We start from the raw sequence: 13,313 nt of genomic DNA, 5'->3' as shown, positions 1-13,313 counted from the left end.
ACTTTTGAAGGGAGCAAAATAATGGGCAAGAATAAGGTAATTACTTCAGTTGAAGAGGTTGTTTCACAAATTCATGACGGAGCTACAATTATTGTCGGTGGCTTTGGTCTTTGCGGTATTCCTGAAAAAATGATTTTAGCATTACGAGATAAAGGGACAAAGGATTTAACAATCGTAAGTAATAACTGTGGAGTAGACGATTGGGGTCTTGGTCTTTTATTAGCAAATAAACAAATTAAAAAGATGGTTTCTTCATATGTTGGAGAAAATAAAATATTTGAAAAGCAGTTCTTAAGTGGAGAACTTGAAGTAGAGCTTGTTCCTCAGGGGACGCTAGCTGAACGTATTCGTGCAGGCGGTGCTGGAATTCCAGGTTTTTATACAGCAACAGGTGTAGGTACACCAATTGCAGAAGGAAAAGAGCATAAAGTATTTAATGGAAGAACTTATTTATTAGAAGAAGGTATCGTAGGAGACTTTGCATTTGTTAAAGCGTGGAAAGCTGATAAACAAGGGAATCTAATTTTTAGAAAAACTGCTCGTAACTTTAACCCACTTGCAGCGATGGCTGGAAAAATCACAATTGCAGAAGTCGAAGAAGTAGTAGAAGTTGGAGAGCTTGATGCTGATGCAATTCATACGCCAAGCATTTATGTACAACATGTATTCCACGGTGAAACATACGAAAAACGAATTGAACGTAGAATGACTACAGGAGTATAGGGGGCTAATAACATGAAAGATATTCGTCAATTAATTATTCAAACTGCGGTTAAAGAAATTCAAGATGGTATGTATGTAAACCTTGGAATTGGACTACCTACTTTATTAGCAAACTATCTTCCAGAAGGAATTGAAGTAATGCTACAATCTGAAAATGGTTTACTAGGTATTGGACCATACCCAACAGAAACTGAAATAGATGCTGACTTAATCAACGCAGGTAAAGAAACAGTAACTGCGGCTAAAGGAGCTTCTTATTTTGATAGCGCTGAATCTTTTGCGATGATTAGAGGAGGCCATATTGATCTAGCTATTTTAGGTGGCATGGAAGTCTCTGAAACTGGTGATCTTGCTAACTGGATGATTCCAGGAAAAATGGTAAAAGGTATGGGCGGCGCGATGGACTTAGTAAATGGAGCTAAGAAAATCGTCGTAGTGATGGAACATGTGAATAAATATGGTGAAAGTAAAGTTAAAAAAGCATGTACTTTACCTTTAACTGGAAAAAGCGTAGTTAATAGACTAATTACTGAATTAGCAGTTTTTGATTTTACAGAAAATGGAATGGTTTTAGTTGAATGCGTTGGTGGAGCAACGATTCAAGAAATTACTGAAAATACAGAGGCTACATTTACAATTAGTCCGAAGTTATTAAATAACGTGAACTAATCTTTAAAAGGAGGCAAACAAATGCAGCAAGTGCTTTCTGAGAAGGTTGCACTGATAACTGGTGCTGGTAGTGGAATTGGTTTTGAAATTGCTAAAACCTTTGCAGAGCAAGGAGCAACAGTTGTCTTAACCGACTTAAATGAGGAAAATGTTCAAAAGTCTGCTTCTTCATTACAAGAGCTAGGGTTTAATGCAATTGGATATGCATGTGATGTTACAAATGAAGAACAAGTCGTTGACACGTTTCATAAAGTAATCGATCAATTTGGTGAATTACATATTTTAATAAACAATGCTGGTTTACAATACGTTTCATCAATTGAAGATTTCCCTACTGAGAAATTTGAATTACTTATTAAAGTCATGTTAACAGCACCTTTTATTAGTATCAAACATGTATTTCCTATTATGAAAAAGCAAAAGTATGGCCGAATTATTAATATGGCTTCTATCAATGGATTAATAGGTTTCGCTGGTAAAGCTGCTTATAATTCTGCGAAGCATGGTGTGATTGGTTTAACAAAGGTTGCCGCATTAGAAGGTGCAACAGATGGTATTACTGTCAATGCAATCTGCCCAGGTTACGTTGATACACCTTTAGTTCAAAACCAGTTGGCGGACTTAGCAAAAACAAGAAATGTACCAATTGAAAGTGTAATTGAAGAAGTAATTTATCCATTAGTACCTCAAAAAAGATTACTTACAGTAAAAGAAATTGCAAATTATACAGTATTTCTTGCTAGTGAATATACTGGTGGGGTTACAGGTCAAGCGAATGTAATAGATGCAGGGTATACAGTTCAGTAGGATAAGTGTGAAAGGTTGTTTGAGCAGGGGGAGATTCCTGCTCTTATCCTTTCTAGAACCCTACTACTTTAAGCGAGGTAAGTATGAATAGTATGTTAAAAAGTCTTCCTTTTGATTGGATTTCCGAGATTATTAATCTCGCAACTGAGTGGATTGTTGTCGTCAACCGTGAAGGAAAAGTTTTGTATATGAATGAATCGTATTGTGAGTTTGTTGGGCGTTCTCCCAATGAAGTGATTGGAATGCCAGTAGTAGATGTTATAGAAAACTCAAGAATGCATATAGTCGCTAAAACCGGTCAGGCAGAAGTTGCTGAGATCCATCCAATAAAAAATACTGAAATGGTAGCTAATCGTTATCCGCTGTATGTAGGTGATGAATTAGTAGGTGCTGTCGGAACGGTAATGTTCCGAAATGCGCAAGATTGGATTGAGTATTCTAAAAAAGTAGAACCTTTAGTAGAAGAATTAAACTATTATAAAAGAAAATTTGAGAAAGAATTAAATAGTAAATATAGCTTCAATCAAATTATTGGTGATACGCCAGTCTTTAACGCTGCAAAAAATTTGGCAGAGCAAGTATCTGCAAGTTCCTCTGCAATCTTACTTTTTGGGGAATCTGGTACAGGAAAGGAATTGTTTGCACATGCAATTCACGATGCTAGTCCAAGAAGAAACTTTCCATTTGTACGAGTAAATTGCGCTTCAATTCCAGAGCATTTACTAGAATCAGAGCTTTTCGGTTATGAAGAAGGTGCTTTTACAGGGGCAAAAAGAGGCGGGAAAAAAGGGAAATTTGAGATTGCGAACCGTGGAACGATTTTTTTAGATGAGATTGGTGATATGTCTTTGCATATGCAAAGTAAATTACTGCGAGTACTTCAAGAAAGAGAGATTGAAAGAGTTGGTGGAAGTTCTCCTATTTCTATTGATGTAAGAGTCATTGCCGCTACCCATCGAAATCTTGAGAATATGGTAGTATTAAAAGAATTCCGCCAGGATTTGTATTACCGCTTAAATGTAATTAAAATATACATTCCTCCACTTAGATCAAGGATAAATGATTTACCTCTCATAGCAGATTCGCTAATAAAAAAACTCGAAAGGAAATTTCATCGAAACGGAATTCAAATTTCAAATGAAGTTTTTCAAATTCTTAAGTCACATCATTGGCCAGGAAATATTCGAGAACTAGAAAACGTACTTGAGAGATGCATAAATGTCCTAAATGGTAAAGTAATTACACCAAAGCAATTACCTCTTTATTTATATGAAAATCCAACTAATCAAAAAAATACAGTCGAATTCGAAAAAAATGCATCTCATTTAAACAATCAAAATTCCTTAAAATCGTTAAAAGAAATGATTGAAGAGACCGAAAAAGAAGCAATTAAGAGAGCTTTAATTGAAACTCAAGGTAATAAAATTGAAGCTGCAAAATTATTAGAAATTAGTAAGTCAACTTTTTATGAAAAATGTAAGGCTTATAACATAAAAAGTTAAAGGAATTCATGTAATTTGGTAAATTAGGATGCAATAAAAAGGGGGAAATAAAATGAGTGAGAACGTTGTAATTGTTAGTGCTGTTAGAACTGCTATCGGAAGTTTCAGTGGTACATTGAAAGGTGTAAGTGCAGTAGACTTAGGCGCTAAAGTTATTAAAGAAGCGATTAATAGAGCGGGTATTCAAGAAAATCAGGTTGATGATGTAATAATGGGGAATGTACTTCAAGCTGGTTTAGGTCAAAATCCAGCTAGACAATCAGCATTAAAGGCAGGACTCCCAAATACTGTCTCGGCAATGACAATAAATAAGGTTTGTGGTTCTGGATTAAAATCAATTCATTTGGCGACTCAAGCAATTATAGCAGGAGATGCTGAAATTATAGTTGCTGGCGGTATGGAGAATATGAGTCAAGCTCCTTATTTACTTAAAGGTGCAAGAGATGGATATAGAATGGGCGATCAAAAGATTGTAGATAGTATGATTGCAGACGGACTATGGTGTGCGTTTAATGATTATCACATGGGAAACACAGCTGAAAACTTAGCTGTCCGTTATGAAGTTTCAAGAGAAAAACAAGATGAGTTTGCGGTAAATAGCCAACAAAAAGCCGAGAATGCAATTAGGGCCGGTAAATTTGAAGATGAAATTGTTGCGATTGAAATTCCACAACGGAAGAAGGACCCAATCATTTTTAAAGAAGATGAATATCCAAAATTTGGTGCGACTGTTGATAAGATATCATCACTTAGACCAGCCTTCGAAAAGAATGGAACAGTTACAGCAGCAAATGCTTCTGGTATAAATGATGGCGCAGCAGCAGTTGTAATAATGAGTGAAAGTAAGGCAAGAGAACTAGGTATTAAACCATTAGTAAAAATTACTGCAAATAGTAGTGCAGGCGTTGATCCGAGCATAATGGGAATTGGAGCAGCAGTTGCAGCTAAAAAAGCACTTGAAAAATCATTGATTGAATTAAGTGAAATAGGCTTGATTGAAGCGAACGAAGCATTTGCTGTGCAATCGCTTTCTGTCATGAAGGAATGCGGTTTTGATGAAAATATTGTGAATGTAAATGGAGGATCGATTGCGCTAGGACATCCAATTGGTGCAAGTGGAACTAGAATACTAGTTACATTGATTCACGAAATGAAGAGAAGAGAGACACAGTACGGTCTTGCAACACTATGTATTGGTGGTGGAGAAGGCGTTGCGACAATTATTGAAAATTGTTATGAATAAAAAATAAAAAAAAGCGGTAGGACTCAAAATGACCCTACCGCTTTATTGTGTAGACAAAACCAAAAACACAAAAACAATTCTGAGTTTCAGACTGATTGCAACGCTTATCTTTCGAGGCGTGAAGCCTGGTGAGGAGCGGAGTTACCCTAGACGTAATGAGCACCGCGCAGACAAGCGAAGCAACGAAGAAAGCGAGCGTTTGGCGGGCAGTCTGAAGGTTAGATGATTCTTACTGAAATAACACCCTCAATATCCCTTAACAACTGCTCAACTGGACCATTGATCGTTTCATCAAGGTCAATCATTGTATAAGCAAAAGCACCTTTACTTCGGTTAAGCATATCAGCAATATTTACTTGATAGTTTGCTAGTAATCCTGTAATTTGACCGACCATATTTGGAATGTTCTTATGTGCAATCGTAATTCGTTTTTTCCCTGTATAAGGTAATTCTACATTTGGGAAGTTAACAGAGTTTTTTATATTACCTGTTTCCAAATAATTTTTTAATTGTTTTGCAGCCATTCGAGCACAGTTTTCTTCTGATTCAGTTGTAGATGCTCCTAAATGAGGAATTGGAATGACATTCTTCATACCAATCACTTTTTCATTTGGAAAATCTGTCACATAAACTCCTACAGTCCCGTTATTAAGCGCATATTCAAGTGCTACATCGTCTACTAATTCAGATCGTGAAAAATTAAATAATCTTGCTCCCTTTTTCATTCCTGATAAAAGTTTTTCATTCACAAATCCATTTGTATCAGGTGTTAAAGGCACATGGATTGTTATATAATCGCAGGTTGAAAAAATCTGCTCCAAATTATCGATTCGTTGCACATTTCTAGATAATCGCCATGCAGTTTCAACAGAAATATAAGGATCATAACCGTATACTTCCATATCTAGCGCAAGAGCGTCATTTGCTACTAATGCACCAATTGCGCCTAAACCAATAATACCTAATTTCTTTCCTGCGATCTCTGTTCCTGCAAATTCTTTTTTACCAGCTTCGACAATTTTAGAAACATTTTCTTCACCAAATAAAGAACGAGTCCACTCAATTCCTTCAATAATTCGTCGTGAAGAAAGGAATAAACTTGTCAGAACTAGTTCTTTAACTGCATTTGCATTTGCACCAGGCGTATTAAATACAACAATTCCTCTTGAAGTACATTCATCAATTGGAATATTATTTACACCAGCACCAGCCCTTGCGATTGCTTTAACACTACTTGGTATCGTCATTTCATGCATACTATGACTTCTTAAAAGAATCCCATCTGGTTCATTTACTTGATTGTTAATTGAATAGTTTTCCAAAGGAAATTCTTTCATTCCATGCTCAGAAATATTATTTAATGTTTGAATTTTAATCATCTTACAATCTCCTCTAATATTTTCTTTTCAAATTGACTCATAAATTGTACTAATTTCTCAACGCCTTCTAATGGCATCGCATTATAAATACTAGCTCGCATTCCCCCAACAGATCGATGGCCCTCAAGATTCACCAAGCCTGCTGAATTTGCCTGTGCAAGAAATTGCTTATTTAATTCATCAGAAGTTGACGTAAATGGAATATTCATAAGCGATCTGTTCTCTTTCTTAACTGGTGAAGAGAACAAGTCGGATTGATCGATAAAATCATATAATAACTGAGCTTTTAAAAGATTATTTTGATAAATAGTATTTAAACCACCTAATTCTTTAATCCATTCTAAAACTAGACTCGCTACATAAATACTGAATGTAGGAGGTGTATTATAAAGTGAAGATGCTTCTACATGTGTTTTATAGTCGAGCATTGTCGGGCAATTTATATCTGCACTTCCAATGAGATCATCTCTAATAATGACAATTGTTAACCCTGCTGGGCCGAGGTTTTTTTGAGCACCAGCATAAATTAAACTAAATTGTGAGACATCAATTGGTTCTGAAAGAATATTTGAAGAAAAGTCTGCAACTAAAGGGGAATTTGTTTTAGGATAAGTAGAATATTTTGTCCCCTCAATTGTGTTATTGGTTGTTATATGTAAATAATCATATGGTTCAAAAAGAGCTAAATCTTCTAAATTAGGAATATATGAAAAATTTTCATCTTCAGAAGAAGCTATAACATCTACATTTCCATATTTTTTCGCCTCAGAGATTGCTTTCTTTGACCAAGTTCCTGTATTAATATAAGCAGCTTTTTTATACTTACTTAATAAGTTTAATGGAATCATTGAAAACTGAGTTGATGCGCCACCTTGTAAAAATAACACTTTATAATTTGATGGAATTTCTAAAAGTTCACGTAATAAGCTTTCACATTTCTTAATAATTCCTTCAAACTCAGCCGAACGATGACTCATTTCCATAACTGACATACCAGAAGTACCATAAGAAACAAGTTCATTTTGTACTTTTTCCAATACAGGAACAGGCAAAACAGATGGACCAGCGGAGAAGTTAAAGACGCGTTCCATAATAATCATCCTCACTTGTTATTTTTATAATATTCTTACTTTAAACCACCAATATACGTTGGTCAATAAAAGATGAAATAAAATAATAAAAATTTCAAAAAATAAATTAATTTTCAAATTAATGAATATGGAATGGTATTGATTGTAAATTCAAATTAGAAAATTTATGTGAGTAAAAAAAAAATTAAGTCGGTTAAAACATTGATGAAAGATAATAATGCATAATTTTAGAAGAAAATGGAAAATGTAAAGATTATATTGTTTTTAAGGGAGTTTAAATGTTTTCTAAATGGTTTAACAATCCAGTTTATTTTCGTTATGCCTTTTACATTTTTTTTGCGGTGAGTATATTATTTAATCTAATTTGTTCTGAAAAAAATGATAGTTTTTACCTTCTGTACATGCTTAATACAGTAATATTTGGTCTTGGTTTTTACAACAGCTCTAATTGGTTTATCATCTTAGTTTCAACAATGATTGTGCTTTCTAGATACTATTTAGTTCCCCAAGCAGGGCATATGATTAGCTATCTAATTACATATTACTTAATCACGTACATATCAGTCGGATTAATGAAACAATACCAGAGAGTTAATACTGGATCCATCGAGTTAATATTAGCTTTATCAAAGGCATTAGATTCCAGAGACAACTATACTGCACATCATTCAGAATGTGTTGCCAATATTGCTTATAAAATAGCAAAGAAAATGAAAGTATCTAAAAATCTATGTGCAGTCATCCACCAAGGTGGGCTACTACATGATATTGGTAAAATTGGAATTCCGGAGCATATTTTACTGAAGCATGAGAAATTGACTAAAGATGAATATAATACAATTAAAAATCATCCTGTGATTGGATATGACATTATTAAGCATATTGCTATTTTTAATGAAAATGGTATCCTTGATATCGTTTTATACCACCATGAACGATACGATGGAAAAGGATATCCAAAAGGACTTAAGGGTGATCAAATTCCTTTAACTGCTAGAATAGTAGCAATAGCCGATAGCTATGATGCGATGGTCTCAAATCGATTATATCGTAAGGGGATGAGTTTAGAAGACTGCTTACAGGAAATAGCAAAGAATAAAGGAACCCAATTTGATCCTGAAATTACGGATGTTTTCCTTAGCTTATTTGATTTTAGAGAATGAAAAATTCTTAAAAAAGAGGGTATCTCAAAAGCTTTATGGGGAATCTCTTTTTAGTTTGAAAAGGTACAAAAGAACAAGGGACTGCAATTAAAATCAGAGAATTACGATTAAATAGAGGGAATCACAAATAAAATCTGAGCTTTGCAATTAAATTTAGAGAATCGCAATTAAATTCCAGTGAATCGAAAATAAAATAAAAAATTCAAATGGAATTAGCAAATAGACCTCTTTTTAGAATAATAATTTGATAAAAATTTGCTTAGAATCAATAATAAAGATTGTTTTTAACAACTACAAATAAAAAAATCCCCGAATAGATCAGCAAAAAGAAAGTAGCCTTATTTATATTGGCTACTCTTATTGTTATACCAACTTGGTTCTACTTGATTAAAATTGCGATGGTCATCTAATATCGTTCGAACCCTTTTCCACATGGAATCAACCAAATGTGGTGTAGTCTTATAAGACCAAATAATATCCGATGGAATAATCATCGCAGCATATAAAGCATACAGAGTCCAAAAATCATCAGGGAGATTGTTTGAAAAATAGCCAGCAATTTGACCAATTGCAAACGGAATACTTATCTCTTTTGTAAAAAGAGCAATCTTGTGAAAATCATGGTATGGATCTCCCCATTCAAATCGATCAAAATCAATAACAGATTTTAGTTGCTCATCTTTAAAAAGTAAATTTGATGGATGAAAATGATCATGTAAAAATGTAATTGGTCGATTTGATAATAGATGCTTGTTTTCCTCAACAAAGTTAAGAATAAAATCAAGTTCTGGAAATGAAATAGAAGATTCCATTAGTAAATCTATGTATCGATTGTATTTAGTAAGTCTCACATCTTTCCAAGATTGATGTTGCTCGGGATTTGCTAAAGAATGAATTTTAAGCAATTCATTTCCAGCTTGAATACCTAATTGATATTGTTGTTCCTTAGAAATTATTTGCAAGTACTCCTCACCATCAATTCCAACAATAGACTCGACAGCATGTATAGTGAGAGCTTCTTCAGGCAATTCAATGAAGTGAATTGGTTTAGGGACAAGTGATCCAATTTTTGGGAAATGCGGAAAAACTGAGACCCCGCAGGCTTGCCGAGGAGGCTCAGGTTTCGCCCCATGGAAAGCGAACATCCTGGAGCGAAAAATCAACACATCAACTTCTTAAAAAACAACAAAGATTTGTCAGGAATTTATAATAATTTATTTATATACCTTACATATAATGAAAATTATGTAGAACTGTAACGTTTGACTGTATACTTTCTAAATTATATAATAGAAATAGTATTTAAAATGGGGAGGGTTGTCACTTGGGATCGAGTATCGCATTGGTGAGTTAGCTGAAATAGCTCAAGTTTCAAAAAGAACAATTGATTATTATACAAAATTAGGGTTACTAGAAGCAAAACGATCAGAATCAAACTATCGATATTATTCCACAGAGGCAATTGAGACTCTCAGATTTATTGAACAATGTAAAAAAATGAGAATATCCTTAGAAGAGATAAAAGATTTGTTGCAAGCTAATTATAATCAAAAAAATTCCGTTTTTGAACAATTTCAACAAATATCAAATCAAATTATCGAGCTTGAAGCTAAATTAGCTCAATTAGTACCAGTAATATCAGGTATGAATGATTGTGAAAAAAATGCTTTAGTAGATTCATTGTCACATCATACATTTCCGTTATTTGAAACATTGAAACATTTTGTAAAATAACGACTAAATTAATTTTAAAACTTAACAATTTATTAAAGCTATAAAATATGTGTGTTTTACTAAATTATGGTAATCTATTAAGTAAGTAAAATAATAATTTTATATTTTTGTAGATTGAAATTCTCAGGAGGTGAATACTCGAGTAATGTACTCGAGTTCGTCATTGGACATAGTTAACTTGTTTATGATTGCAGTTTTAATCGCACTTACAGCTTTTTTCGTAGCAGCAGAATTTGCGATAGTGAAAGTTAGATCAAGTAGAATTGATCAACTAGTAGCCGAAAAAAAGCGAGGTGCAGTAGCTGCTAAAAAGGTTACGACGAGTTTGGATGAATATTTATCAGCTTGTCAATTAGGTATTACGGTTACAGCTTTAGGGTTAGGTTATTTAGGTGAGCCAACATTTGAACATCTTATCCACCCAGTCGTAGAATTTCTTGGATTAAACGGAACAATCGCTACAACTATTTCGTTTATTTTAGCTTTCTCATTTATGACATTTATTCATGTAGTAATTGGTGAGCTAGCACCTAAAACGGTTGCTATTCAAAAAGCTGAATCGATCACTTTAATACTTTCTACTCCACTTATCGTTTTCTATAAAATAGCTTATCCATTTATTTGGGCATTAAATAGTTCTGCAAGATTTTTTACAGGATTATTTGGAGTTAAGCCAGCATCTGAATCAGAAGAAGTTCATACTGAGGAAGAATTGAGAATTATTTTATCAGAAAGCTTTGAAAGCGGAGAAATTAATCAAGCTGAGTATAAATATTTAAATAATATTTTTGAATTCGATAACCGACTTGCAAAAGAAATTATGGTCCCTCGTACTGAAATTATCGGTTTATATGCAGAAGACCCAATTGAAGAACAAATTGAAATAATTAAAAATGAAAAATATACACGTTACCCAGTTTTTGGTGAAGATAAAGATGATATATTAGGTATGGTTAATGTAAAAGACTTTTTTATTCGTTATCTTGATGGAAAAGTTGAAAAAACTTACGATTTCGCAAACTATACTCGCCCAGTTATACAAGTAATTGAAACAATCGCTATCCATGATTTATTATTGTTAATGCAAAAAAAACGTATTCCACTTGCAATACTGTATGATGAATACGGTGGAACGGCAGGATTATTAACAATGGAAGATATTCTTGAGGAGATTGTTGGGGAAATACGTGACGAATATGATGATGATGAAAAACCAGCTGTTCAACATATTTCAGAATCACATAAAATTGTAGACGGAAAGGTATTAATTACTGAAATTAATGACTTATTCGGACTGTATGTTGAGGAAGATGATGTTGACACAATTGGTGGTTGGATTTTAACTCAAAATCACGACATCCAACAAGGTGAATCTGTTATATTTGAGGACTTTGAATTCAAAGTTATTGAATTAGATTCACACCAAGTTAAATTGGTTGAAATAAAAAAAAATGAGTTGATTCAGGCAGTAAAATCATAAAAAAGATGAAAAAGAAGGATAAAGGCATAAGACTTTATACCTTCTTTATTTGTTTTCTATAAACAATTAACACTAATACGATATGTGTTAAAGTTTGTACATTAGTTCACAAAAAGTTAACAACTTACATCTCCAATTCATTACCTTTTATTATAAAATAAGGTTGTAAGGTTGATTTGAGCAGAAGTTTTAAATTCTTCTACTAGTTGTACTATTAACTATTTCAATCAGCTTATTTTTTAATCGTTTCGTAAAATACCTCATTTTCCCCCCTCTACTTTTCTAAAGTCAGAGGCTTTTTTTTGCATAATTTTTCCTTTGTTGAATACATATAAATTAAATATTTGTAAAGGATTGTCGATAGTCTCATTTAAAAATTTGTAATAGGGGTGTGAAGTGTTTGTCAGATGCTCCCTCGGGTAATAGTATAAAAAAATTTTTAAACTTTATTAACCGACTTTTTTTAAAAGAATCAAAGGATCGCAAAAATGTAGATTCGAAAGAAAAACATCTCTTAATTCATAATTATTTATTTGATGTTGTTTATGAAGAACAATTTAATTTGTACGAAGATGAATTATTTTTAAGAACAATCTCTTTTAAAGAAAAAAAAGTAAATGACATTTTGACACCCAGAACAAATGTTGTAGCGATTGATATAAATGAATCTGTGGATTATATATGTAATTTATTTTTACAAGAACGATATTCTAGAATCCCAGTTTATGAGCAGGATATTGATCATATAATTGGTGTAATTTCTGAAAGGGAATTTTTAACTCAACTAATACAAAAAAAATCAGTTACTATTCATGAACTGATTAGAGAGCCGATTTATGTTATGGAAACAATGAAAATTTCTACAGTGCTAAAAATCCTTCAAAAACAAAATGCACATTTAGCAATTGTTATGGATGAATTTGGAGGAACTTCCGGTATCGTTACGCTTGAAGATATAATAGAAGAACTCGTTGGCGAAATTAGAGACGAATTTGATGAGCAAGAGGATGATTTTTTTCAAATAAATGAAAATGAATACCAATTCCAAGCCTCAATTGACTTATCGAGTTTTTTTAATCGATTTAACATAAAAAAGCCTAGTAGTAGATATTTAACATTAGGTGGATGGTTATTAGAAAGTTTTAAACATATACCAAAAAATGGAGAATTACTTCAATATAAAAATTTAACCTTCATCATTAAAGATGTTCAAAATAGAAGAATACAAAGTGTAATAGTAAAAATAAATCACCAAAATTTGCAAAGTAAACTCGGTTCTTAGGAGCCGAGTTTTTTATGTGTTGAAATACAGTCATTTGAAAAAAGAACAAAAGTGAAATTCCCAGGAAGGCTTGAGACGCACAGGAACGAATTGAATAGGAGGCTCAGCTCATGCTCAATGGAAAGCGAGCATCCTGTGGTGGTACTAAACTACATATTCTTTTCTTGTAAAAGTTAATTTAGTCGAACCTAAAGTAAAGTGAAATTTCAGTTTTAGAAATTGGATTTTCAAACATAAAAA

The 13,313-nt window shown here is 33.0% G+C and carries 12 protein-coding genes; 9 read left to right on the top strand and 3 right to left on the bottom strand.

Annotated features, from left to right (window positions below; genetic code table 11):
• Nucleotides 1–21: 21 nt before the first annotated feature.
• The 5 genes from RAH41_RS05200 to RAH41_RS05180 all read left to right on the top strand — a co-directional run bounded on the left by RAH41_RS05200 (nt 22) and on the right by RAH41_RS05180 (nt 4,944).
• Nucleotides 22–723, top strand: coding sequence for a CoA transferase subunit A (locus RAH41_RS05200; protein WP_025568519.1), 702 nt, complete (start codon nt 22–24; stop codon nt 721–723).
• Nucleotides 724–735: 12 nt separating this feature from the next.
• Nucleotides 736–1,392, top strand: a complete 657-nt coding sequence (locus RAH41_RS05195) for a 3-oxoacid CoA-transferase subunit B (protein ID WP_331221107.1) — start codon at nt 736–738, stop codon at nt 1,390–1,392.
• Between the two features lie 21 nt (nt 1,393–1,413).
• Nucleotides 1,414–2,199 (top strand): 3-hydroxybutyrate dehydrogenase, encoded by a 786-nt coding sequence (locus tag RAH41_RS05190; protein ID WP_419471563.1) that lies wholly within the window; start codon nt 1,414–1,416, stop codon nt 2,197–2,199.
• A gap of 83 nt (nt 2,200–2,282) precedes the next feature.
• On the top strand, nt 2,283–3,701 hold the full coding sequence (locus tag RAH41_RS05185; RefSeq protein ID WP_331221106.1) for a sigma-54 interaction domain-containing protein: 1,419 nt from the start codon (nt 2,283–2,285) through the stop codon (nt 3,699–3,701).
• 52 nt (nt 3,702–3,753) lie between these two features.
• On the top strand, nt 3,754–4,944 hold the full coding sequence (locus RAH41_RS05180) for an acetyl-CoA C-acetyltransferase (protein ID WP_331221105.1): 1,191 nt from the start codon (nt 3,754–3,756) through the stop codon (nt 4,942–4,944).
• 218 nt (nt 4,945–5,162) lie between these two features.
• On the opposite strand, the gene RAH41_RS05175 is transcribed toward RAH41_RS05180, so the two are convergent.
• Both RAH41_RS05175 and serC read right to left on the bottom strand, forming a co-directional pair.
• Entirely contained in the window at nt 5,163–6,323 is a 1,161-nt protein-coding gene (locus RAH41_RS05175) for a phosphoglycerate dehydrogenase (RefSeq protein ID WP_331221104.1), read from the bottom strand.
• Nucleotides 6,320–7,414, bottom strand: a complete 1,095-nt coding sequence (gene serC, locus RAH41_RS05170; protein WP_331221103.1) for a 3-phosphoserine/phosphohydroxythreonine transaminase — start codon at nt 7,412–7,414, stop codon at nt 6,320–6,322. Before serC ends, RAH41_RS05175 begins: the two co-directional genes overlap by 4 nt.
• Before the next feature lie 518 nt (nt 7,415–7,932).
• Between serC and RAH41_RS05165 the strand changes: the two genes are divergently transcribed.
• On the top strand, nt 7,933–8,577 hold the full coding sequence (locus tag RAH41_RS05165; RefSeq protein WP_331221102.1) for an HD-GYP domain-containing protein: 645 nt from the start codon (nt 7,933–7,935) through the stop codon (nt 8,575–8,577).
• Between the two features lie 338 nt (nt 8,578–8,915).
• Here the strand turns inward: RAH41_RS05165 and RAH41_RS05160 are convergent, their stop codons facing one another.
• On the bottom strand, nt 8,916–9,740 hold the full coding sequence (locus RAH41_RS05160; RefSeq protein ID WP_331221101.1) for an aminoglycoside phosphotransferase family protein: 825 nt from the start codon (nt 9,738–9,740) through the stop codon (nt 8,916–8,918).
• Nucleotides 9,741–9,894: 154 nt separating this feature from the next.
• Between RAH41_RS05160 and RAH41_RS05155 the strand changes: the two genes are divergently transcribed.
• From RAH41_RS05155 to RAH41_RS05145, 3 genes are all read left to right on the top strand, one after another.
• Nucleotides 9,895–10,311 (top strand): MerR family transcriptional regulator, encoded by a 417-nt coding sequence (locus RAH41_RS05155; protein WP_331221100.1) that lies wholly within the window; start codon nt 9,895–9,897, stop codon nt 10,309–10,311.
• A 163-nt stretch (nt 10,312–10,474) separates the two neighbouring features.
• Nucleotides 10,475–11,791, top strand: a complete 1,317-nt coding sequence (locus tag RAH41_RS05150) for a hemolysin family protein (protein WP_331221468.1) — start codon at nt 10,475–10,477, stop codon at nt 11,789–11,791.
• Nucleotides 11,792–12,191: 400 nt separating this feature from the next.
• Entirely contained in the window at nt 12,192–13,073 is an 882-nt protein-coding gene (locus RAH41_RS05145) for a hemolysin family protein (RefSeq protein WP_331221099.1), read from the top strand.
• Nucleotides 13,074–13,313 lie beyond the last annotated feature (240 nt).

The sequence above is a fragment of the Gottfriedia acidiceleris genome, assembly GCF_036421055.1.
Lineage (GTDB): Bacteria > Bacillota > Bacilli > Bacillales > Bacillaceae_G > Gottfriedia > Gottfriedia acidiceleris_C.
This window is presented reverse-complemented; position numbering and strand designations above follow the sequence as displayed.